The organism is Mesorhizobium sp. L-8-10 (assembly GCF_016756635.1).
In the GTDB taxonomy this organism is placed as follows: domain Bacteria; phylum Pseudomonadota; class Alphaproteobacteria; order Rhizobiales; family Rhizobiaceae.
In genome coordinates, this window is record NZ_AP023263.1 from 143,566 (window position 1) to 166,942 (window position 23,377).

General features: G+C 65.1%; 20 protein-coding genes. 7 read left to right on the top strand and 13 right to left on the bottom strand.

Annotated elements, in window-relative coordinates:
- Window positions 1-221 precede the first annotated feature (221 nt).
- The 11 genes from JN280_RS00650 to ehuR all read right to left on the bottom strand — a co-directional run bounded on the left by JN280_RS00650 (window position 222) and on the right by ehuR (window position 11,338).
- Window positions 222-1,469: an MFS transporter gene (locus tag JN280_RS00650; protein WP_446720706.1), complete on the bottom strand. Its 1,248-nt coding sequence runs from the start codon at window positions 1,467-1,469 to the stop codon at window positions 222-224.
- A gap of 171 nt (window positions 1,470-1,640) precedes the next feature.
- Entirely contained in the window at window positions 1,641-2,648 is a 1,008-nt protein-coding gene (gene doeB / locus JN280_RS00655) for a N(2)-acetyl-L-2,4-diaminobutanoate deacetylase DoeB (protein WP_202309625.1), read from the bottom strand.
- A 7-nt stretch (window positions 2,649-2,655) separates the two neighbouring features.
- Window positions 2,656-3,837 (bottom strand): ectoine hydrolase DoeA, encoded by a 1,182-nt coding sequence (doeA, locus tag JN280_RS00660; RefSeq protein WP_202309626.1) that lies wholly within the window; start codon window positions 3,835-3,837, stop codon window positions 2,656-2,658.
- Between the two features lie 49 nt (window positions 3,838-3,886).
- A complete protein-coding gene (gene eutC / locus JN280_RS00665) occupies window positions 3,887-4,873 on the bottom strand; it encodes an ectoine utilization protein EutC (RefSeq protein WP_202309627.1) in 987 nt (328 codons plus the stop codon).
- Window positions 4,870-5,856: a hydroxyectoine utilization dehydratase EutB gene (eutB, locus tag JN280_RS00670; protein ID WP_202309628.1), complete on the bottom strand. Its 987-nt coding sequence runs from the start codon at window positions 5,854-5,856 to the stop codon at window positions 4,870-4,872. The genes eutC and eutB overlap by 4 nt, the downstream gene beginning before the upstream one ends.
- 8 nt (window positions 5,857-5,864) lie before the next feature.
- Complete coding sequence (gene eutA, locus JN280_RS00675; RefSeq protein WP_202309629.1) at window positions 5,865-6,638, bottom strand: ectoine utilization protein EutA; 774 nt, start codon at window positions 6,636-6,638, stop codon at window positions 5,865-5,867.
- A 5-nt stretch (window positions 6,639-6,643) separates the two neighbouring features.
- Entirely contained in the window at window positions 6,644-7,303 is a 660-nt protein-coding gene (gene ehuD / locus JN280_RS00680; protein ID WP_202309630.1) for an ectoine/hydroxyectoine ABC transporter permease subunit EhuD, read from the bottom strand.
- Between the two features lie 2 nt (window positions 7,304-7,305).
- Complete coding sequence (ehuC, locus tag JN280_RS00685) at window positions 7,306-7,965, bottom strand: ectoine/hydroxyectoine ABC transporter permease subunit EhuC (RefSeq protein WP_202309631.1); 660 nt, start codon at window positions 7,963-7,965, stop codon at window positions 7,306-7,308.
- A gap of 159 nt (window positions 7,966-8,124) precedes the next feature.
- Window positions 8,125-8,982 carry an ectoine/hydroxyectoine ABC transporter substrate-binding protein EhuB gene (gene ehuB / locus JN280_RS00690; protein WP_202309632.1) on the bottom strand — a complete coding sequence of 286 codons (858 nt, stop codon included), beginning with the start codon at window positions 8,980-8,982 and terminating at the stop codon, window positions 8,125-8,127.
- 62 nt (window positions 8,983-9,044) lie between these two features.
- Window positions 9,045-9,830, bottom strand: coding sequence for an ectoine/hydroxyectoine ABC transporter ATP-binding protein EhuA (ehuA, locus tag JN280_RS00695; protein WP_202309633.1), 786 nt, complete (start codon window positions 9,828-9,830; stop codon window positions 9,045-9,047).
- Window positions 9,831-9,952: 122 nt separating this feature from the next.
- A complete protein-coding gene (gene ehuR, locus JN280_RS00700) occupies window positions 9,953-11,338 on the bottom strand; it encodes a MocR-like ectoine utilization transcription factor EhuR (RefSeq protein ID WP_202309634.1) in 1,386 nt (461 codons plus the stop codon).
- An 86-nt stretch (window positions 11,339-11,424) separates the two neighbouring features.
- On the opposite strand from ehuR, the gene JN280_RS00705 reads away from it, so the two are divergent.
- The 3 genes from JN280_RS00705 to JN280_RS00715 all read left to right on the top strand — a co-directional run bounded on the left by JN280_RS00705 (window position 11,425) and on the right by JN280_RS00715 (window position 15,590).
- Complete coding sequence (locus JN280_RS00705) at window positions 11,425-11,922, top strand: Lrp/AsnC family transcriptional regulator (protein ID WP_202309635.1); 498 nt, start codon at window positions 11,425-11,427, stop codon at window positions 11,920-11,922.
- A 545-nt stretch (window positions 11,923-12,467) separates the two neighbouring features.
- Window positions 12,468-13,961, top strand: a complete 1,494-nt coding sequence (locus tag JN280_RS00710; RefSeq protein ID WP_202309636.1) for an NAD-dependent succinate-semialdehyde dehydrogenase — start codon at window positions 12,468-12,470, stop codon at window positions 13,959-13,961.
- A gap of 255 nt (window positions 13,962-14,216) precedes the next feature.
- On the top strand, window positions 14,217-15,590 hold the full coding sequence (locus tag JN280_RS00715) for an aspartate aminotransferase family protein (protein ID WP_202309637.1): 1,374 nt from the start codon (window positions 14,217-14,219) through the stop codon (window positions 15,588-15,590).
- A 127-nt stretch (window positions 15,591-15,717) separates the two neighbouring features.
- Here the strand turns inward: JN280_RS00715 and JN280_RS00720 are convergent, their stop codons facing one another.
- Entirely contained in the window at window positions 15,718-17,190 is a 1,473-nt protein-coding gene (locus JN280_RS00720; RefSeq protein ID WP_202309638.1) for a hypothetical protein, read from the bottom strand.
- 395 nt (window positions 17,191-17,585) lie between these two features.
- Between JN280_RS00720 and JN280_RS00725 the strand changes: the two genes are divergently transcribed.
- The 4 genes from JN280_RS00725 (at window position 17,586) to JN280_RS00740 (ending at window position 22,105) form a co-directional block, all read left to right on the top strand.
- Window positions 17,586-18,908, top strand: a complete 1,323-nt coding sequence (locus tag JN280_RS00725; protein ID WP_202309639.1) for an ABC transporter substrate-binding protein — start codon at window positions 17,586-17,588, stop codon at window positions 18,906-18,908.
- Window positions 18,909-19,110: 202 nt separating this feature from the next.
- On the top strand, window positions 19,111-19,998 hold the full coding sequence (locus JN280_RS00730; protein WP_244743718.1) for a carbohydrate ABC transporter permease: 888 nt from the start codon (window positions 19,111-19,113) through the stop codon (window positions 19,996-19,998).
- Window positions 19,999-20,086: 88 nt separating this feature from the next.
- The gene (locus tag JN280_RS00735) at window positions 20,087-20,971 is read left to right on the top strand and encodes a carbohydrate ABC transporter permease (RefSeq protein WP_202309641.1); all 885 of its coding nucleotides are present in this window, start codon (window positions 20,087-20,089) and stop codon (window positions 20,969-20,971) included.
- A gap of 186 nt (window positions 20,972-21,157) precedes the next feature.
- Entirely contained in the window at window positions 21,158-22,105 is a 948-nt protein-coding gene (locus JN280_RS00740) for a ring-cleaving dioxygenase (RefSeq protein WP_202309642.1), read from the top strand.
- A gap of 273 nt (window positions 22,106-22,378) precedes the next feature.
- On the opposite strand, the gene JN280_RS00745 is transcribed toward JN280_RS00740, so the two are convergent.
- Complete coding sequence (locus tag JN280_RS00745; protein WP_202309643.1) at window positions 22,379-23,323, bottom strand: NAD(P)H-dependent flavin oxidoreductase; 945 nt, start codon at window positions 23,321-23,323, stop codon at window positions 22,379-22,381.
- Between the last annotated feature and the right edge of the window lie 54 nt (window positions 23,324-23,377).

Below are 23,377 nucleotides of genomic sequence, written 5' to 3' on the forward strand. Positions count from 1 at the left end.
ATCCAGGGGAGCACCAAATTGTGTGGGGTTGCGGACCGTTTCGGCGTTCAGCGCAGAACCAACCGGAAGCACATCCTTCAAAAGTCGACGGTGACGCCGCCGATCCGCAGCAACTCGCTCCGCTCAGGCGCGCGCATGAGCGCATCGTCGAGGAAAGCGCGTCCTTGCGCGTCCAAATGGCCGCGCAAGGACGCTCCAAGGCAAGCGACCGACGCAGCGGCTCAGGCGGCGACCGGTCCCGGCCGCGACCGCCAGAGCAGCAGGAGGACGGCGCCGATATTGAGCAGGTTCCAGGCGATGCCGTTCAGGAAGGCGGCCGCATAGGAGCCGGTCAGGTCGTAGATCCAGCCCGACATCCAGCCGCCCAGCGCCATGCCGACCACGGTCGCCATGATCACGATGCCGACGCGCCGGCCGGCCTCCGCGGCCGGCATGTATTCGCGCACGACGATGGCGTAGCACGGCACGATGCCGCCCTGCGAAAGACCAAAAAGCAAAGACACGACGTAGAGCGAGGCCAGCCCGTTGAAGGGCAAGTAGAAAAACAGCGACAGACATTGCAGAACGGAACCGACGAGCAGCGTCTTCACGCCGCCGATGCGGTCGGCGACGAAACCGGAAGCGATGCGGCTGACGATGCCCCCCGCCAGCATGATCGCCAGCATCTCCGAGCCGCGCGCCACGCCGAAGCCGAGGTCCATGCAATAGGCGACGATGTGCACCTGCGGCATCGACATGGCCACGCAGCAACCGAGGCCGGCGACGACGAGCAACCATTGCAGCGCTGCCGGCGACAGCGGGATTGAGCGCTTGGGCGCCTGCCCACCGTGAACCCCTCCGTCGGCACCGATCGGCGCCGGACGCCGCAAGAGGAAGACGAGCGGGACCATGCAGACGAGGCAGACGATGCCAATCAGAGCATAGGCGAAACGCCAGCCGCCGGCCTCCATGGTGTAAGACATGGCCACCGGCCAGACGGCGCCTGCCAGATAGTTGCCGGCCGCGGCGACCGACACCGCGAGGCCGCGCCGGCGGTCGAACCAGTGCGATATGTCGGCGATCAGCGGCCCGAAGATCGCGGAAGAACCGACACCGATGAGGAGGCCCTGCGCGACCGAGAACATGAGGATCGAGTTCGCCAGCGACGCCAGCACAAAACCCGCGCCCATCGCCACCGACGCGATCAGGGCCGGGCGCCAGTAGCCCATGCGGTCGATCGCGCGGCCGATGAGCACATTACCGAGAGCGAAGCCGACCATGGTCGCCGTGTAGGGAAGCGACGCGTCGGCGCGATCGACGCCGAACTCCGCCTGCACCGCGGGCAGCACCACGACCACCGCCCACATGCCGACCCCGCCGATCGTGGCGAGCACCAGCGAGACCGCGAGCCGCGTCCAGGCATAGCGGCCGTCGATATCGGCCGCGCCGTGGCGATCCCCGATGTGCTGACTGGCGACCTTCATGTCCATGGCGGGCTTTTCCCTGACTGAGGCCGCGCAGTCTCCGTGGTTCGGCGTCGCCGCGGCAGCGCCACGGGCACGCTTTCATGGCGCCAAGGACAGGGCAGGCCGGAGCCAATCCGCCATCCGGCCTCGCCTCGCAAGCTCAGGGGCGAATGGGACACATTCCCTGGCGCGGCCTCACTCCAGCACGGCTGCAACCACGGCCGCACAGTCGCCTGCGTTCACCAGGCCCGGAAAATGCCTTGCGGCAAGCATGCCTGACATCTTCGCCCGCATTTCACAGGGCTTTGTGCCGGTACGAGCGACGCCATGGATACGGGCGATAACCTGTCCCCGCGCAACCATCTCGCCGAGGTCGGCCATCGGCTCGATCATCCCGTCGTCTTCGGCGAAGGAGAAACAATCGCCCGACGGCATGTCGAGCCAGCGCGTCGGCTGCAGCTCCGGAGCGCCGGCGGCGATGCCGGCATGGCAAAGCACATTCAGGACCCCGCGCCGCGCGATACGCACCGTTTCGGCGCGTGCGGTGCCGCCGCCGCCGAGTTCGGTCGTGACGAAGACCTTGCCCATCTCTTCGGCCGCGGTGTCGAACATGCCGACGGCATCGATCTCCAGCATCTTCATGGAGAAAGGTGCGGAGAAGGCCGTGACGGCCTCGAAGGCCCGAGCTTCCAGCGCCTTGTCGGCAAGGATGTGCGCGGCGCAAAACGGCACGAAATCGAGTGTCCTGCCGCCCGAATGAAAATCGAGCACGATGTCGGCGCGCGGCAGGAGCTCACGCTGGAAATAGTCGGCGATCTTTTCCGTGATCGTGCCGTCGGGACGCCCTGGAAAGCTGCGGTTCATATTGCCCTTGTCGATCGGCGAGGTGCGCGTGCCCGCGCGGAAGGCAGGATAGTTCATCGCCGGCACGATAATCACCGTGCCTGACACGTCCGCTGCCTCGAGGGTGCGGGCGAGTTCGAACAGTGCCAATGGACCTTCGTATTCGTCACCATGGTTGCCGCCGGTGAGCAGGGCCGTCGGGCCGTTGCCGTTCTTCACCACGGCGATCGGGATCATGACCGAGCCCCAGGCGGAATCGTCGCGGCTATAAGGAAGGCGCAGGAAACCATGCTGCTTGCCATCGTGATCGAAGTCGACCGTCGGCACGACAGGCGAGGGTCGGAATGCGTTGGCCGACATCACAACCTCAGTCCTTGACGAAAAGCTTCCGCGGCACGTTCGCCAGGCATTCGACACCGGTCTCGGTGATCAGGATGCTCTCGGTGATCTCCAGCCCCATCGTCTCCAGCCATAGGCCGGTCATGAAGTGGAAGGTCATGCCGGGTTTCAGCTCGGTGCGGTCGCCGGGACGCAGGCTCATCGTCCTTTCGCCCCAATCCGGTGGATAGGAGAGCCCGATCGGGTAGCCGGTGCGGTTGTCCTTGACGATCCCGTATTTGCGCAGGACCGCGAAGAAGGCGTTGGCGATGTCCTCGCAGGTGTTGCCGGGCTTCGCCGCCGCCAGCCCCGCTTCCATGCCTTCGAGCGTCGCCTTTTCCGCGTCGAGGAAGGCCTGGGTCGGCTTGCCGAGAAAGACGGTGCGCGACAGCGGGCAGTGATAGCGGTTGTAGCAGCCGGCGATCTCGAAAAAGGTGCCTTCGTCCGCCCGCATCGGCCTGTCGTCCCAGGTCAGATGCGGGGCGGCCGCATCGGCGCCGGACGGCATAAGCGGCACGATCGCCGGATAGTCGCCGCCGATCCCTCCGACGCCGCGCGTGCCGGCGTCATAGATCTCGGCGACGAGGTCGCATTTGCGCATGCCGACCTCGACCTTGTCGACGATGCGGGCATGCATGGCCTCGACGATCCGCGCCGCCTTGCGCATATAGTCGATCTCCGTCGGGCTCTTTATCGCGCGCTGCCAGTTGACGAGCGCCGTGGCGTCGCTGAATCGGGCATTCGGCAGATGTTTCGTCAGCGACGCGAAGGCGGCGGCCGAAAACCAGTAATTGTCCATCTCCACGCCGATGGCGAGCTTGTCCCAGCCCCGGCCGGCCAGCACCTGCGAGAGGAAATCCATCGGATGGCGCTCGGTCGACTGCACATAGTTGTCGGCGTAACCGACGATGTTGTCGTGGCCCAGATAGGCTGTCCGTTTCGCCCCGGCTGCATCCTGCCCGCGCCCGAACCAGACCGGCTCGCCGATGGGCGGCACGATGACCGCCTGATGGACGTAGAACGACCATCCGTCATAGCCGGTGAGCCAGGCCATGTTCGAGGGGTCGCTGACGACAAGGAGGTCGATGCCTCTCGCTTCCATGGCGCGCCGGGTCTTTGCGAGGCGGTCCGCATATTCTTGCCGCGAGAATTTGAGATCGGACATGGTCATCTGTCGCTGGGTCCTCGTTTCTTGGGTCGCCTCGGCCGGATGCTTGGGGCTAGTTGTCGAAAGCCGTGCCCGCCGCGGCAGCCCTCGCGCGATCGCGGGCGAGAATGGCGATCGCCGTGTCCTGCACGCCAGTGCCGGTCAGGTCGGCCAGCGTCACCGCATCGGCCGAAGGGCGGCCGGGACGCAGGCCCGCAATCACGTCGCCGAGTTCGGTCACGTCTTCATCGGCTGCCATCAGACCGGCCGCGATGGCATGGTGCAGTTCGCCCAGACGTCGCGTCTGCTTCGCGCTGTCGGCGACATAAGGATCGGCGCGCTTCAGGATCGGCGGAGCGATCTCGTTCTTGTGCTCCGCGTCCGAGCCCATGGCGGTGACGTGCTGCCCGGCCTCGACGCCAGTCAGCAACGGCTCGCTCGACGGCGTCGTGGTCACAACGATGTCGGCGCCGGCGACTGTCCGTTGCGGATCACGTTCTGCGCGGACGGCAGTGCCGAGCCTTTCACTGAGCTTCGCGGCCGCGACTTCAGCCTTGGCCGGATCGCGTGCCCAGATCCTGGCCTCCCTGATCGGCCGGACGAGCATCAGCGCCTCCAGTTGAAGCGCGGCTTGCAGGCCTGCGCCGAGGATCGCGGCGACGGAGGAGTCCTCGCGCGACAGATGTTTGGCCGCCACCGCTCCTGCCGCCGCCGTGCGCACATCCGTGAGGTAGCCATTGTCGAGCAGCAGCGCCTCCACCAGACCGGTCCTGGCGGACAGGAGCATCATCATGCCGTTGCCGCTGGGCAGGCCGAGTTTCGGATTGTCGAAGAAGCCGGAGCTGACCTTAACGGCGAGGCCGTCGAGCCCGGGTACATAAGCGGTCTTCACGTCGACTTCGCCATGATGCTCGGGGATGTCCAGCCTGAGGATCGGCGGCATGACGACCGGCAGCGTTGCCAACGCCCGGAACGCGTTCTCCACGCAGGCAACGGCGTCGAGATCGAGCCTTACGATCCTGCGCAACTCGGCTTCGGTGAGCACGGTCATCCGGTTCATTTGGTCGTCCCTTCGACAGGCTGGGCGCAGACGATGGCCCGATGCCGCACCATGTCGATGTTGCGGCCGGACAGGAGCAGCACGGTCGGACCAACCGGCCGCACTTTCCCGGAAAGCAGGGCGCCGATGGCGACCGCGCCCGCACCCTCGACCACCTCGCGCTCCTGGCCGTAGGCATGAAGGATGCCGGCCGCGATCTCTTCCTCGGACAACAGCACCACGTCGTCGAGGAGGTCGCGGCACATCGAGAAAGTCAGGCGGTTGTCGAGGCCGATGCCTCCGCCGAGTGAATCGGCCAGCGTAGGCACCTCCTCGACCGATACCGGCCGACCCGCATCGAGGCTCGCCTTCATGGCGGCCCCGCGTGCCATGGAGACGCCGACTACTTTGATCTCCGGCTTCGTCGCCTTCGCCGCCGCCGCAATGCCGGCCGCCAGACCGCCACCGGACAACGGCACCAGGATCGTGCCGGCATCGGGAACATCCTCCAGCATCTCCAGCCCGAGCGTGCCCTGGCCGGCGATGACACCAGGATGATCGAAGGGCGGCACCATGGTGAGCCCTTCCTCCGCGACAAGGCGGTCGACCTCTTCCTGGGCATCGTCCTGGCTGTTTCCGACGATGAGAACCTCCGCGCCGAGCCGCCTGATTTCTTCGAGCTTGTTGGCCGGCACCAGGCGCGACATGCAGATCACCGCGCGCAGCCCTTCGAGCTTCGCCGCATGCGCCAGCGCCCGACCGTGATTGCCGGTCGAGGCGGCAACGACGCCACGCGCCTTCTCCGCCAGCTTCAGCATTGCCACCGCATTGGAGGCGCCGCGCAGCTTGAAGCTCCCTGTCGTCTGCCGGTGTTCCAGCTTCAGGTGGACAGGCACACCCATCGCATCGGAGAGCGAGCGCGACAGGACCATCTGCGTCGGCACGATCCTGCCGACGATGCGATCACGCGCAGCATTGACATCGGGAAGGGAGACGGAGCCCACGGCGGTTCTCACTCGGCTGCCAGCTGCATCGTCATCAACCGGCCGAATTCCGGCCGCGGCTTCTCGTCGCCGCAAAGCCGCAGGCAGTTCCACGCGGTTGCCTGGTTGCTCGTCACGACCGGTCGGCCAATCGCCAGTTCGATCGCCGGCGCTGCAAGGGCGGCCCGCAGAGCCGTGCAGGAGATGAACAGCGCCTGGGCATCGGGTGCCGTCGCCGCCTGCGCGAGGGCGAGGAGGGACGCGGGCGGGATTCGGGCCATCTCACGGTCGTCGTCGAATCCCAGACAGGTGAAGCTCGCAATCTCGAAGCCGCGACCTGCAAAATAGTCGGCCATCGGCCGGCTGGTCTCGACCGTATAGGGCGTGAGGATGCTGATCCGCTTCGCCCCGAAAGCCTTCAGCCCTCGCATCGCGGCCAAGGGCGGCGTCACCACGATCGAGGCAGGTTTGGCCTCCTTGACCACCGCCTCGATTTCGGCGTCGCCGATGACGACGGAAGCCGAGGTGCAGGAGTAGCAGATCGCATCCAGCGTTTCGCCCGGCAGGATGAGGCGGGCGCCTTCCGTAAGCGCCGGCTGCATCCGCCGCAGATTCTCCGGCGTCGTCGGATTCGCGTAGAAGATGCGGGCGACATAGACGCCGATGCGCTCGCTCGCCACCATGCGGCGGAAGTCGGGTTCGGTCGTATGATCGGTGGCAAGGACGATCAGGCCCACCCTTTTCTCGAGCGGACGCGCTTCCAGCGCCGGCTTTTGGGGGCTGAGGCGAATGTCGATATCCATGGCGCTCAATACTCGATCTTTCCGTAGCGCCGCTCGAGCCAGCGCAGCAGGACGACGGAAGACAGGCTGATGACGAGGAAGAAGACACCAACCAGGGTCATCGGTTCGATGTAGCGATAATAGCTGTTGGCAACGCTCTTGGCCTGGTTCATCAGTTCCAGCACGGTGATCGCCGAGAGCAGGGGAGTTTCCTTGAACATGGCGATGAAATAGTTGGCCAGCGCCGGAATCATCGGCGGGATCGCCTGCGGCAGGATGATCCTCGTCCAGGTCTGGGCAGCGCTGAGATTGCACGCCTTGGCCGCCTCCCACTGGCCGCGCGGCACATTGTCTATCCCGGCGCGATAGACCTCGGCGACATATGTCCCATAATGCAGGCCTAGCCCTATCACCCCGGCCGCCAGGGGCGGCAGCAGGACGCCGAAATCGGGCAGCACATAGAAGATGAAGTAGAGCTGCACGAGCAGCGGCGTGCCGCGGATGAATTCGGCGAAGAAGCCGACGCCCCGCGACACCAGCCGGTTCGGCGAGCGGCGGGCCAGAGCGATCGCCAGGCCGATGGCGGCCGCGAGCACCGCGCCGAGCAACGTCGCCAGGATGGTGATCTTCACGCCCTCGATCAGGGTCGGGAGGATCTGCCGGACGAAATCCCAGTCCCATTCCATGGTCAGGCCCTCACGCCGTCGAGGCCGCGGGCCATTCGGCGCTCGAGCCACCGCATGGCCTGCGAGATGGCCAGCGACATGATGAAGTACAGCACCAGGATCGTGGCAAAGGGCACCAGCGTGTTTCCGGTCTGGGCGCGCACGATCTGCGCCTGAAAGGTCATGTCCGCGAGCGAGATCAGCGAAACGACCGAGGTCGCCTTGAGCAGCTCGATGGCGTTGTTGCCGAAGGTCGGCAGCATGACCAGCAAGGCCTGCGGCAGGATGACGTGGCGCATCGATTGCCAGCGTCCCAGATTGAGCGCCACGCAGGCCTCATATTGTTCCTTGCCGATCGACTGGACGGCGCCGCGCACCACCTCGGCGCCATAGGCCCCGACATTCAGCCCTAGCGCCAACACGCCGGCCTGCAATGGCGTCAGGCTGAACCCGGCAAAAGGCAAGACGAAATAGGCCCAGAACAGCTGGACGAAGATCGAAGTGCCGCGGAAGAATTCAATATAGGCGGTCGCGAGCGCCCGCACCGCGAAGAAACGCGACAGTCGTCCAAGGCCCGCAAGGAAGGCCACGACCAGGGCCAGCGCCGAGCCCATGACCGTCAGTTGGATGGTCACGAGCGCGCCGTCGACGATCAGACCGAGATAGCCGGACCATTGGGTCATGCGGTAGCCGTACTCCGTGAAGTCTATGCCGAGGAGGACCCAGCCGGGCGCCCTCCCCCGCTCGACGGAAAGTGCCGAGCGAAGCAAGACAAGGCCGGTGAGCCGTCGCCCTTCGTTTTCGCCCGGCCCCTTCTGAGGCGGGAGGACTTCGCGCTCAGCTCACTTCGCCGCGCAGAGCTTTTCGCGCGTGGTCGACATGGCCGCCGCCGCCGAAAAGCCGTAGGGTTCGATGATCTTGGCGAACTCGCCGGAGTCCTTCATCTTGGCAAGCTCGACGTCGTAGGCGTCACGAAGCGCTTCATCGCCCTTTTTGAAGGCGGCTCCGTCGCAATAGACCGGCGCGCCGACGACCGGGGCAACCACTTCGAGGCCGGGGTCATTTGCCTTCTCGACGAGATCGTTGATCGAAAGCACCGGCAGCGAATAGACATCGATGCGCCCGTCCTGGACCATTTTCAGGCCGCTCTGGCCGTCAGGAACGACGATCACCCGGTCGCGCGGAACACCGGCCTCGAGGGCCAGCTTCTCTTCGGTGCCCCCGCCCGGTGCGCCGATCGTGCCGGTCGGATCCTTGGCGATGTCGGCATAGCTCTTGAACCCCTTCGGATTGCCTTTCTTCAGGAGAAAAGCCTCCGCGTCGCACAGCACCGGCTCCGAATAGGCGACGGCCGCACAGCGTTCCGGCTTCATGAAGAGCCCCGCCGTGACGACGTCATGGCGGCCGGCCTGCAGGCCCGGAATCATCGCGCCATATTCGGAGATCGAGGCCACGATCTCCGGCACGCCGAGGCGCTTGAAGATCTCCCGCGCCACATCGGGAGCCGCGCCCGAGACCTTGCCGTCGGCGGCGACGGCGGTGAAGGGCGGCTCGTTGGCTATGGCGACACGGGCGAAACCTTGCGCCTTCAATTCTTCCAGCTTGTCGCCGTCGGCCGAGCTCGGCCCCGACGCCAGCAATATTCCGGCGACCGCCGCCGCTCCTGCCCCGCCGGCCAGAATTCCGAAAATCTTCCTCATTGTTCCCAAACTCCTGTGGTTCTTCCGGTTATGTTGGCGGCGACACCGCCGCGGCATGGCGGTCAGACGCGATGTCCGGCCGCGATGATCTTTCGCAGGAAGGCCTGCGTTCGCTCCTGCGTGGGATGGCGGAATATCTCGTCGGGCTTGCCTTCCTCGACGATGCGACCGCGATCGAAGAACAGAACCCGGTCCGCGAAATCGTGAGCGAATCCCATTTCGTGGGTGACGAGCAGCATGGTCATGTCGGTCTCGGCGGCGAGCCTGCGCATGACGGTGAGCACTTCCTCCACGAGTTCGGGGTCGAGCGCCGAGGTCACCTCGTCGAAGAGCATGATTTCGGGCGACAAGGCGAGAGCCCGGGCGATGGCGACGCGCTGCTTCTGCCCTCCCGAAAGCTGCGCCGGCATGGCCTTGGCCTTGTCGGCCAGCCCGACCATGTCGAGAAGTTCCATTGCCCGCTTCTCGGCCGCCGGGCGCGCGATGCCCTTGGTCAGCATCGGCGCCAGGGTGACATTGTCGAGCACGCATTTGTGGGGAAAAAGATTGAACAGCTGGAAGACCATGCCGATCTTCCGGCGCATCCTGGTCAGATGGCGCTCGTCGGCGGGCACCAGCCGTCCCTCGCGCTCCATGTGATAGAGCTGCTCGCCCCCGATGCGGATATGGCCGCCGTCGATCCGCTCCAGCGTCATCAGAATGCGCAGGATCGTCGTCTTGCCCGAGCCCGACGGTCCGATCAGTGCCAGCTTTTCGCCCGGCATGACCTTCATCGACAGTCCGTCCAGCACCTTGAATGCGCCGAAGCTCTTGGTGATGCCGTCAATGTCGATGATGGGTGTGGACATGCCTGTCTCCGCCCTGGAGAGCCGATGCCCTTGACGATGGGGAAGTCTTCAAATCATGTCAATTGGTAAAATAATATCATGACAATAATTCCAGATCCGCAACACTTTGCCAAATCGATCGTTCAGATCGCGAGCAGCAGCGGCTCCGGATCCCCGTGCAAAAGCTTGGCCACGATGCCGAGACCGGCCCGCAGTTCCCCCTCGGTGGTCGAGCCGAGCGAGATGCGCACGGCCGGCTGCCAGGGCGCGTCGGAGGTTCGGAACGACAGCCCGGGCGCGATCGCGACCCCCTGCAGCCGAGCCTGGGCGACAAAACCCTCCTCGGTGCGATCACCGGGCAGCGGCAGCCAGACATGCAGCCCGCTTCGATGCGCGAGATATGTCATGCCCTGCAGCACATCGTCGGCGATGTCGTGACGGCGGGCGAGTGCTGCGCGTTGCCAGCGGACCAGTTCCATCGCGGTGCCGTCAGCCACCCAGCGCGTGGCGATCTCGGCGACCATCGGCGTCGCCATCCAGTTCGACACCAGGTGGCGATTGGCGACCGCCGCCACATAGCGGTCGGGTGCTGCGAGATAGCCGATGCGCAGCCCCGGCACGGTGACCTTGGTGAAGCTCGTCACATAGAGCGTACGTTCGGGCGCATAGGCCGCCAGCGGCGGTGCCCGGCCCTCGACCAGCGGCCCCAGCACGTCGTTCTCGATGATCGCGATGTCGTGCTTGCGTGCCACCGCGACGACCGCTTCGCGCCGCCCGGCACTCATCAGGGTCGCGGTGGGGTTGATGACCGACGGTTGGACGAAGACCGCGCGGATGTCGGACCGGCTGCAGGCCTCGTCGAGTGCTTCCGGGACCAGCCCGTCGCGATCGATCGGAAGTCCTTCGAGATTGAAGCCGAGATAGGTCGCAAGCGGCACGAGCGTGTGGTGCCCGATCGCCTCGGTCGCAACCGTCGAACCCGGCGGCGCCACGCTCATCAGCGCCACCGTCATGCCGGCCGTGGCGCCGTTGGTCAGGCTGACATTTTGCGGGGAGACGGCCAGGCCGCACTCCTTCAGCCATTCGACGGCCACGGCTCGATGGCGCGGGAAGACGACGTTCGGCCGGAACGACAAGGCCGAGCTCGACGGCAGCGTTTCCGCCAGCCAGGCAAGCGCCTCCTTGAGGCGCTGATGATGCATCGGCTCGCAGACCGGTTTCAGGATCGAGAGGTCGATCACCTCGCCGGGTCGCTCCGGCAGATAGGGAGGTTCGGGCTCACTGCGCCGGGCCTGCACGAAACTGCCGCGACCGATCTCGCCGGAGACGAGACCGCGGCGGATCAGTTCCTCATAGGCGCGGCTCACCGTCTGGACCGACAGCGCAAGCTCCTCCGCAAGTCGCCGATGCGTCGGCAGCCTCATGCCGTTCGGCAAGCGCCCGTCATGGATCGCGCGCGCGAACTGATCGGCGAGCGAGAGATATGCCGGGCGGCGGATCAGGGCTGGGTCGGGGCGCCACAATGTCATGATCCATATGAGATCGAAATCAGTGCAATTGACAATCGAAATCTTGCCGCGTCATGTGGATCGCACGGCAATCACGGAACGGAATCATGACCGGTGCCAGGCTGGACCCGATCGACCTGAAGATCCTCGACGCGATCCAGCGCGACGGGCGCATCACCAAGCTGGCGCTCGCCGAGAAGGTCGGCCTCTCGCCGACGCCCTGCTGGATGCGGCTGAGGAAACTCGAAAAGGCCGGCATCGTCGCCGGCTATCACGCCAGGATCGCAATGCGCCATGTGGCTCCGGTGACGACCGTTCTGATGGAAGTGACGCTCGGCAACCACCGCCAGGCGGATTTCGACCGCTTCGAAAAGGCCGTGCGCGACATTCCTGACATCGTCGCCTGCTGGGCGGTTGGCGGCGGCGTCGACTACATCCTCAAGGTCATGACCCGTGACATCGACGCCTATCAGCGGCTCGTCGATCGGCTGCTTGAGCGCGAGATCGGCATCGACCGCTATTTCACCTACATCGTCACCAAGGCGGTGAAGGAGAATGTCGTGCTGCCGGTGGCGGCGCTGACGCAAGCGGAAATCCCAAAATAGCATTTCTGTACGGTGATTGGGGCTGACATTCGGTGCGTCCTTCGAGGCTCGCTGCGCTCGCACCTCAGGATGAGGGACGTCGTGCCGCCTTCCTCGTTCAGACGTGCGTAGTGCCAATCTCACTTGCCCTGGGGCGTGTAGCTCCAACCTCCCTCATCCTGGGTGTATAGCGCCAGCCTCATTCATCCTGGGGCGTGTAGCTCCAACCTCCCTCATCCTGGGTGTATAGCGCCAGCCTCATTCATCCTGGGGCGTGTAGCTCCAACCTCCCTCATCCTGGGTGTATAGCGCCAGCCTCCCTCATCCTGAGGTGCGAGCGCAGCGAGCCTCGAAGGACGCACCCAAGATCCAAGCCAACCCGTCATTGCCTCTGTGCACGGCTACCATGGGCAGGGCTCTCGCGGGCAAGACATCCCGGAAAGACAATCTCTCTCCTCCGCGACCGCAATTCAGCCAATCTCTCCATCGCAGCCACGCCAAACAGCCACCCTTTCCGGCCGCCGCCGCGTAGTCTCGTTCCGAAGCCGAACGGGAGGCCCCTTTCGATGTCCGCGCATTTCGCCCGCATGCACCGTCATGACGCTCTCGACCGGCTGGCCGACCGCCGGCTGCTGCGCGAACTCGCTTATGTCGACGGCCAATGGACGGCCGGCGCGGCCGGACGGGGCTTCGAGGTGCGCGATCCGGCCGGCGGCGAGTTGGTCGGCTGGGTGGCAGGATTGGACACCGCCGAGACCGGCGCCGCGATCGATGCGGCCGCGCGCGCCTTCCCGGCCTGGCGCAGCATGGCCGCGCAGGACCGCGCGCGCATCCTGCGCGACTGGTTCGAACTGATCATGTCCGCGCGGGACGACCTGGCTTTGTTGATGACGCTGGAGCAGGGGAAGCCGCTCAGGGAGGCGCTGGGCGAGATCGATTACGCCGCCTCCTTCGTGGAATGGTATGCCGAGGAAGGAAAGCGGGCGAACGCCGAAGGCGTCACCAGCCATCTCGCCCATGCCGAGATGATCGTGCGCCGCGAGCCATTGGGCGTCGTCGGTCTCGTCACACCGTGGAACTTCCCTTCGGCGATGCTGACCCGCAAGGCCGCCGCCGCACTTGCCGCCGGCTGCACGGTGGTCGCGCATCCCTCGTCCGAGACGCCGCTTTCCGCCCTCGCGCTCGCCGAGCTCGGCGGACGCGCCGGCCTGCCCGCCGGTGTCTTCAACGTCGTGACCGGCGAGGCCGAGACGATCGTCGGCCGCCTGTGCGACGACGCGCGGGTGCGGGCGATGAGCTTCACCGGTTCCACCGCCATCGGCCGGCTGATCGCGGGACGATGCGCGCCGACCATGAAACGCCTGGTCATGGAGCTCGGCGGCCATGCCCCGCTGATCGTGTTCGCCGACAGCGACCCCGCCAAGGCAATCAGCATCGCACTCGACGCGAAATTCGCGACATCAGGCCAGGATTGTCTGGCGGCCAACCGCATCTATGTCGAGCGCCCGGCCTATGAGGAATTCTGCCGGCACTTCGCCGCGGCCATAGCGGAGCTGAACACGGCGCCGGGCCTCGACGAGCGCGCTGATATCGGCCCGCTGATGCATGAGCGCGCCATTGCCAAGGTCGAGCAGCAGGTGGCCGATGCGCTGGCACGAGGCGCACGCCTGCTCGCAGGCGGCCGACGCCATGCGGCCGGGCCACTATTCTTCGAACCGACGCTGCTCGCCGACGTGCCCGACGACGCGCTGATCATGCGCGAAGAGACCTTCGGGCCCGTCGCCGCAGTGGTTCCCTTCGACGACGAAGCCGAAGTGGTGGCGCGCGCCAACGACACCGAATACGGCCTCGTGGCCTATGTCGTGACGGAGAACGGCGCCCGCCAGTTGCGCATGGGCCGCGCCCTCGACTACGGCATGGTCGCGATCAACCGGGTGAAGATCACGGGCGCGCCGATCCCCTTCGGGGGCGTCAAGCAGTCCGGCCTCGGCCGCGAAGGGTCGCGCCATGGGCTGGAGGCCTTCACCGAGCTCAAATATCTCTGCCTCGACGCTGCTTGAGAGCGACTCTTGCGATGCGTCTTTCCCTGGCATACCCCTCATCCGACCTCGCTTCGCGAGGCCACCTTCTCCCACAAGGGGAGAAGGCTGGAGCCTGGCTTCAGCGGTTCTGCAAATCATCGACGTCGACAACTAGCGGAAGCATCGCTGCAGCCTTCCCTTCTCCCCTTGTGGGAGAAGGTGGCCTCGCGAAGCGAGGTTGGATGAGGGGTCTTTGCGTTCCTGCCCTCATAACATCACATCGGAGTGTCTGACATGCTCGACCATTCGAACGAACTCGCCGCCTGGGACCGGGATCATTTCTTCCATCCTTCGACCCATGTGGGCATGCATGCGCGGGGCGAGACGCCGAACCGGGTGATCGCCGGTGGCGAGGGCGTCTACATCACCGACACGTCGGGGCGCACGAGCCTCGATGCCTTTGCCGGCCTTTACTGCGTGAATGTCGGTTACGGCCGCAAGAATATCGCCGATGCGATCGCCGAGCAGGCCGGCCGGCTCGCCTACTACCACGCCTATGTCGGGCACGGCACGGAAGCCTCGATCCGACTTTCCAAGATGATCGTCGACCGCGCCCCCGAAACCATGAGTAGGGTCTATTTCGGCCTGTCGGGTTCGGACGCCAACGAGACCAACATCAAGCTGATCTGGTACGCCAACAATGTGCTCGGTCGCCCCGAGAAGAAGAAGCTGATCTCGCGCTGGCGCGGCTATCATGGTTCCGGCGTGATGACGGGCTCGCTCACCGGCCTGGAGCTCTTCCACAACGCCTTCGACCTGCCGCGCGCGCCGGTGCTCCACACCGAAGCACCGTACTATTTCCGCCGTGCCGATCGCTCCATGAGCGAGGGGCAGTTCTCGCAGCATTGCGCCGACAAGCTGGAGGAACTGATCCTGGCCGAGGGACCGGACACGGTCGCCGCCTTCATCGGCGAGCCGGTCCTCGGCACCGGCGGCATCGTTCCGCCACCGGCCGGCTATTGGCAGAAGATCCAGGCGGTGCTCAACAAATACGACGTCATGCTCGTCGCCGACGAGGTCGTGACCGGCTTCGGACGGCTCGGCAGCATGTTCGGATCGGACCACTACGGTATGGAGCCCGACCTCATCACCATCGCCAAGGGTCTGACCTCGGCCTATGCACCGTTGTCGGGCGTGATCGTCTCGGAGAAGCTTTGGCAGAAGCTCGTCGAGGGATCCGACCGGCTGGGTTCGTTCGGCCACGGCTGGACCTACTCGGCGCATCCGATCTGCGCGGCCGCCGGCATCGCCAATCTGGAGCTGATCGACGAACTCGACCTGGTGCGGAACGCCGGCGAGACCGGCGCCTATCTTCGTGCCGGCCTGGCTTCCGCGCTTGCCGACCACAAATATGTCGGCGACATCCGCGGCGAAGGCATGCTGGCGGCCGTCGAATTCGTCGCCGACAAGGACGACCGCGTGTTCTTCGATGCAGCAAGGAAGGTCGGACCGCAGGTGGCGGCAGCTCTCGCCGAGCGCGGCGTTATCGGGCGTGCCATGCCGCAAGGCGACATACTCGGCTTTGCCCCGCCGCTCTGCCTGACACGCGATGAAGCCGACATCGTCGTGGCGAAGACCGTGGAGGCGGTGAAAACCGTCCTGGGGTGAGCGAGTAGCGAGTAGCGAGTAGCGAGTAGGCTAATCCAGCCGCCGCTGGCGGCAATCCCTCATTTCCCCTATTCGCTACTGGCTATTCGCTATTCGCTATTCGTTACTCGCTCACTGGCAGTCGGCCCTATTGAGCGTTCCCCTCGCCGGACGGCGCGTCGGGGCCCTTCAACTGAACGTCGTTGATACTGACCGAGCCGTCGGCTTTCCGGACGACCTTCCAGCGCAGGCTGCCATCGGGCTGCGGTTTGGCGAAGCCCTTGGCGATGAGAGCCATCGGAAGATATTGCGAAAGCTCCGGCGCCTGTTTGGAGGCGGCCTGGAGATTCTCGAACATCTTGTCGAAACCGGCGACGTCGACCGTCACGTCGGCATTCGGCTCCGTCCCCACGAAGGTGACTTCGCCGGCAAGCGAGACCTGCGTATCCCGGTTCTTCATGGAACTCGGCGCGATCACCAGCTTGGGCGGCCTGGCCAGGAAATCCGCGGCGATCTCCGCGCCGACCTCGTCGGGCACCACCGCGTCCCGATTGAGGTCGAAACTATCGATCACCTTTTTTGCCATATCCTGGAAATCGAAACCGACACCGTCGAGATTGAGGTCGACATCGGTCGGCAGCAGCGTGGCGCTCCACTCCGGCAGCAGGCCGGTCGGGATGGCCAGGCTGGCCAATCCGATCTTGTAGGAAACGGTCGCGTTCTGGACGACGCCATCCATGCCGAAGCCGAACGACACCGTCTTGGCGCCGAAGTTTCCGACCGGTGTCGTCACATCGAGATCGCCGAACCGGTAGGTTCCGTCGAGCCTGTTCCACATCGGCAACGCCGTCAGCAGCAGCCTCTTCAATTCCGCCTGATTGGCCTTCAGCTTGGCCTCGTCGGAATTGGCGACGCCGAAGGCGACGAGGTCGAGAAGCTGGCTTGTGCGATAGCCCTTGCCGGTGCCTTCGAGGGTAAGGCTTGCGGCCTTGAGCGTGACGGGCATCGTGGCGCCGCCGGCCTCGGCCGCAACCTGCATGTTCTGAACGAAATCGGCAACGGACTGGTTGAAGCTGATGTCGACGCCGCCGCCTTGCGCCGCGACCCCCGTGGATCGGAACGTGCCGGCGCCCGTGGTCGACTGCATGTCGCCTGCGGCATCGCGCGAGGCCACGGCCATGCCCGCATGCGAGCCCGACGCGGTCGGGAAGGCTGCCAGCGCGGGATCGTAGACGCCCGCGAACCTCCCGTCGGAGACCGTCCACTTCATGGATTGGCGGCCGTTCGGACCTTCCGTCTCGAGCGCCCCGTCGGGTATCGTATCGCCGACCACGTCCCATTTGCCGTCGGAGAGCGGCTTCACCAGAACTGAAAAGGGAGAAATGTCGAACTTGACCTTGGCTTTCGCCGGGAGCATCGCTGCGAGAGGCTCGATATCGAAGCTCAAGCGATAGGCGCCGGCTTCCGGCGCGACCGCGAGGATCTTCCGGTCGAAGGCGTCCTTTCCGACATAACGCGAAAGACTGTCGGTGAGACGCGCCGCACCATCCGCATCGACGGTCTGGGCGAGCGCCGGCGTGGCGAGCACGAAGCAGGAAACGATCGGCAACAGGAGACGCAAGCAACCCTCCAAACCTTCGAGCGGGAATATAGACTAGTAGACAATTGCGGAGGTGCCGGCAAGTCGCATCTACAACTTTTGCGTGTCAAGTTCACGCGAAGCTCGCGCAGACGGGTTGGCATCCCCGCCTTGCCATGTCATCTTCCACCCGGTGCCCTGGGCAGCATTTCCGGAACGGTCCGGCGAGGAGGATGTTTTGGCGCCCTCGACCGTGGGCGGAAAGTCCCCGACCCGGGACGAAGCCTGTCCCGGGCGATGTGCGACGGCGGCGAGCGTCCTGACCGGCATCGCCTCGTGCACGGTTCAGTTCCTTACGCCAGCGTTAGCCGGCTGAATGCCGGCCGCATAAGGAGTGCATACGACCAGAGGACTGCAATCAACGGAGGAAGCACAGCATGAAATTCACCAGGCGTGGTGTCATTCAGACCGCAGCCGGACTGGCTGCCGGTGCCATCGGCAGCCGTTTCGGCAATCGGCCGGCTTTCGCCCAGGAGCTCAAATACAAGCCGGAAGAGGGCGCGACATTGCGCCTTCTCCGCTGGTCGCCCTTCGTCAAGGGCGACGAAGACCAGTGGCTGGCCAACACCAAGCGCTTCACCGAAGCGACCGGCGTCGAGGTCCGGGTCGACAAGGAGAGCTGGGAGGATATCCGGCCCAAGGCTGCGGTGGCGGCCAATGTCGGCTCGGGGCCCGATCTGATGCTCGTCTGGTTCGACGACCCCCACCAATATCCTGACAAGCTGCTCGACGTGACCGAGCTCGGCGACTATCTCGGCGGCAAATTTGGCGGCTGGTACGACGGGCCCAAGGACTATGCGACGCGGGAAGGCCGCATGGTCGGCCTGCCGCTGGCGACGATCGGCAACGCCATCGTCTATCGCGAAAGCTGGGTGAAGGAAGCAGGCTTCTCCGAGTTCCCCAAGGACACGGCCGGGTTCCTTGAGCTGTGCAAGGCGTTGCAGAAGAACGGCCATCCCGCCGGCTTCACCCATGGCCACGGCGTCGGCGACGGCAACAACTACGCCCATTGGCTGCTTTGGAGCCATGGCGGCAGGATGGTCGACGAGAGCGGCAAGGTGGTGATCAACAGCCCCGAGACGATGGCGGCCGTCAACTACGCGATGGAGCTCTACAAGACCTTCATCCCCGGAACCGAGAGCTGGCTCGACGTCAACAACAATCGCGCCTTCCTGGCCGGCGAACTGTCCGTCATCGCCAACGGCATTTCCGCCTACTACTCGGCCAAGATGAATCCGGACAAGGATCCGAAGCTCGCCGAGATCGCCAAGGACATCCGTACCACCAACCTGCCGATCGGCCCCATCGGCAAGTCCGTCGAACTCTATCAGGTCACCACGGCGGTCATCTTCAAATACACGAAGTACCCGAATGCGGCGCAGGCCTATCTGCAGTTCATGTTCGAGCAGCCGCAGATGTCGGAATGGATCACATCCTCGGCCGGATATTGCTGCCAGACGCTGAAGGGCTTCGCCGACAATCCGGTCTGGAGCGCCGATCCCAACAACGCGCCCTATGCCAAGGCATCCGAAACACTGCGGCCCAACGGCTATGCCGGACCGCTGGGCTATGCATCGGCGGCGACCATGGCCGACTATGTCCTGGTCGACATGTTCGCCAAGGCGGTGACCGGCCAGGCGACGCCGCAGGAGGCAATCGAGGAGGCCGAGAAACGGGCCAATCGCTACTACCGGGTCTGACCGCATCGCGGGCGGCGTCCTGCTGCGGCGCCGCCCGACGCCTGCCACATCGGCCCGAGAGTCGTACTTGATTACCGGAAAGCACGATTGGCAGTTTGGGCGGAATGGGCGAGCGGCGCTCCAGGTGACACGGGATGGTTCGATGGTCTCCACCTCCTCGGAATTGAGCGAAGCCCAGCCGCGCGGTTCGGCGCTGTCGCGCATGACCAACAGCCATAACTGGCTGGGCCTCGGCTTCATGGTGCCGGCGGCCGTGCTGCTGCTCCTGTTCCTGACCTATCCGCTTGGGCTCGGCGTCTGGCTCGGCTTCACGGACGAGCGTATCGGTCGGCCCGGCATCTATGTGGGCCTGGAGAACTACGAGCTGTTGTGGGACGACAGCGTCTTCTGGCTCTCCGTCTTCAACACGCTGCTCTACACCATCGTTGCGTCCGTCCTGAAGTTCGGACTGGGGCTCTGGCTCGCTTTGATCCTCAACCAGCGCCTGCCGTTAAAATCGTTCTTCCGCGCTGTCGTGCTGCTGCCCTGGGTGGTGCCGACGGTGCTGTCGGCCATCGCCTTCTGGTGGATCTACGACGCGCAATTCTCGATCATCTCCTGGGCGCTCCAGGAACTCGGCCTGATCGACGGCCGCATCAATTTTCTCGGCGACCCCGAAAATGCCCGTGCTTCGGTGATCGCCGCCAATGTCTGGCGCGGCATCCCCTTCGTGGCTATCACCTTGCTTGCCGGTCTGCAGACGATTTCGCCCTCTCTCTACGAGGCAGCGACGCTGGACGGGGCGAACCGGTGGCAGCTGTTCAGGCACGTCACCCTGCCGCTGCTGACCCCCATCATCGCCATCGTCATGACATTCTCGGTGCTGTTCACCTTCACCGATTTCCAGCTGATCTATGTGCTGACGCGCGGCGGTCCGGTGAACGCGACGCATCTGATGGCAACCCTGTCCTTCCAGCGCGGCATCTCCGGCGGCCAGCTCGGCGAGGGGGCGGCGATTGCGGTGGCGATGATCCCGTTTCTGCTCGCGGCCATCCTGTTCAGCTATTTCGGGCTGCAAAGACGGCGATGGCAGCAGGGAGGGAGGGATTGATGCAACCATCGGCATTTCTCCTTCCGTCGAAGGAGAAGAAGGCGTTTCCCGTGGCCAAAATACCCGGTCCAGCGCGCAAGGACTTCGAATGACCACCTCAAGCACGACCAAAGGCGACGAAGGCGGCATGGGCTATCTGCAGAGCCTGCCGCGGCGCGTGGTGACGATCTATGTCCCGCTCGCGGTCTTCATGTTCGTGCTGCTCTTTCCCTTCTACTGGATGACCATCACGGCGCTGAAGCCCAATGACGAGATGACCGACTACAGCAGCTACAGCCCGTTGTGGGTGGTCCGCCCGACGCTGCAGCACATACGCTACCTGCTGTTCGAGACCTCCTACCCCGGCTGGCTGATCAATACGATCATCATATCGGTCGCCGCCACCTTCATCTCCCTGGTCGCCTCGGTGCTCGCGGCCTACGCGATCGAGCGTCTCCGCTTCACCGGGTCACGGTCGATCGGACTGGCGATCTTCCTGGCTTATCTGGTGCCGCCCTCGATCCTGTTCATCCCGCTGGCCGTGATGGTGTTCAATCTCGGACTCTACGACACGCGCTTTGCCCTGATCCTGACCTATCCGACATTCCTGATCCCCTTCTGCACCTGGCTGCTGATGGGCTATTTCCGCTCGATCCCCTTCGAGCTCGAGGAATGCGCTCTCATCGACGGCGCCACGCGCTGGCAGATCCTGACGCGGATCGTACTTCCGCTCTCCGTGCCGGGCCTGATCTCGGCCGGCATCTTCGCCTTCACGCTTTCCTGGAACGAGTTCATCTACGCGCTGACCTTCATCCAGTCCTCGGAGAACAAGACCGTTCCGGTCGGCGTGCTGACCGAACTCGTGCGTTCGGATGTCTATGAGTGGGGCGCGCTGATGGCCGGAGCCCTCATCGGATCGCTGCCGGTGGTCATCCTTTATTCCTTCTTCGTGGAGTACTACGTGTCGTCCCTGACAGGGGCCGTGAAGGAGTGAGACCGCTTCAATAGGCGCCAAATTCCGCGCACCCGCCGACCTTCTCCTGCTTGGCTCGGTCGCGTCGGAGGCTGTCCGGCGGGTGGAAAAGGCCTGTCCCGTCGAACTGTCCGTTCAGCATCGCGCACTTCTTCAGCGCGTTTCCAGGACCGATATTGACGCCAGGAAGAAATCCGGAGGAAAGCCATGCAACTGACCGGCATCCATCATCTGACGGCGATCACCGCCAATGCGCGCGAGAACCTTCGCTTCTATACCGAGGTACTCGGCCTGCGCCTGGTCAAGAAGACCGTCAACCAGGACGACACCAGCGCCTACCACCTGTTCTACGCCGACCGCCAGGCGACGCCGGGCACCGACCTCACCTTCTTCGACTGGCCCGTGGGCCGCGAAGGACGCGGCACCCACAGCATCGCGCGCACCGGCCTCAGGGTTGCCGGCGCCGGTACGCTCGCCTGGTGGAAAGCGCGCTTCACTGAACTGGGCGTGACTGCCGGCGACATCGCCGAGATCGACGGCCGCGCTTCGCTCGACTTCGAGGATGGCGAAGGGCAGCGTTTCCGTCTCATCGACGACGGCGGCCCCGCCCCCGCGCATCCCTGGGAAAGGAGCCCGGTGCCGGCGCGGCACCAGATCAAGGGGCTGGGGCCGGTCGTGCTCAGCGTGCCGGATCTCACCAACACGGCCCTCGTGCTCGTGCATGTGATGAACATGGCGGAACAGCGGAGCTATGTCTCTCCCGACGGCATCGGCGAGGTCCATGTCTTCTCCATGGGCCAAGGCGGTCCCGCCGCCGAACTTCATGTCGCGGTCCAGCCGGACCTGCCGGTTGCCCGGCAAGGCGCCGGAGGCGTCCATCACGTCGCCTTCCGCACACCCGACGTCGAGGCGATGCACAAATGGACGGAACGCCTGCAGGAGTTCCGCCTTCCCTCCAGCGGCGAGGTCGAGCGCTATTATTTCCGCTCGCTCTATTTCCGCGAGCCCAACGGCATCCTGTTCGAGATCGCGACCGACGGCCCGGGCTTCACCGCCGACGAGCCGCTGGAGACGCTCGGCGAAAGCCTTGCCTTGCCGCCCTTCCTCGAGCCGAAGCGCGCCCAGATCGAGGCCAATCTGAAGCCGCTGATGTAGCAGATGGGAGAAATCGCCGACCGTCGCGCCGGCCCCTCATCCGCCTGCCGGCACCTTCTCCCCGCAAGCGGGGAGAAGACTGATGTCTCCCTGGCTTTCGCCAACCGTCAACGGTGCAGAACGAGCACCATCATCGCGGAAGCCGGTCTTCTCCCCGCTTGCGGGGAGAAGGTGCCGGCAGGCGGATGAGGGGCGGCACCGGTCGTCTAGGTTGGCTCCCACGATGTCGGCCAGCCACCTCCCCCCCCGACACGCCTCGATAGGAACGGCTATCTACCGCAGCCCACTCACAAGCCCGCCGGCCGCCCCACTCACCGCAGCGTGGTAGTCGGCGGCGATGCGGGCGCACAGCTCACCGACGCCAGGCACGTCGTCGATCGCCCCGACGCCCTGGCCCGCCGCCCAGATGTCCTGCCAGGCCTTGGCATCGGTCGTGCCGAAATTGTAGCTCGACGGCGGCGTCAGGTCGTCCGGATCGCGGCCGGCGGCTTCTATGCTCGGGCGCAGGAAATTGCCCGGCACGCCGCTGATCGCGGGCGTATAGACAATGTCGGCAGCCTTGGCGTCGACGATCATCTGTTTCTGGCGCTGCACGGCCAGGCTCTCCCTGGTCGCCATGAAACGCGTGCCGACATAAGCGAGGTCGGCGCCCATCATCCGCGCGGCGGCGATCTGGGCGCCGGTCGACATCGCCCCACCCAGGAGCAGCGTGCCGTCGAAGATGCTCCTGATCTCGTGCAGCGCGGCGAAAGGGCTGATCATCCCGGCATGGCCGCCGGCCCCGAAACTCACCGCGATCAGGCCGTCGACGCCGGCTTCGACCGCCTTTTCCGCATGTTTCAGGTTCGTCACATCGTGGAAGACAAGCCCGCCATAGGCATGGACGTCGCGGATCAGGTCGCGGTTGAGGCCGAGCGAGGTGACGACCAGCGGCACCTTGCGCTCGATGGTGATGGCGAGATCGGCTTCCAGGCGCGGATTGCTGCCATGCACGACGAGGTTCACCCCATGGGGTGCCGCATCGGCGCCGAGACGCCCCGATATCTCGTCCAGCCAGTCGCCGTATCCGGCGCTCGTGCGCTGGTTGAGCGCCGGAAAGGTGCCCACGACGCCGGCCTTGCACGCTTCCACGACGAGGTCCGGCCCGGAGATAAGGAACATCGGGGCCGACACGACGGGCAGGCTGAGGCGCCCGGCCCAGGCAGCAGGCAGCGGCATCGCGGCAAGACTCCTTGGATGGAAGATGGCCCGCCGGCGCATTGCCGGCGGGCT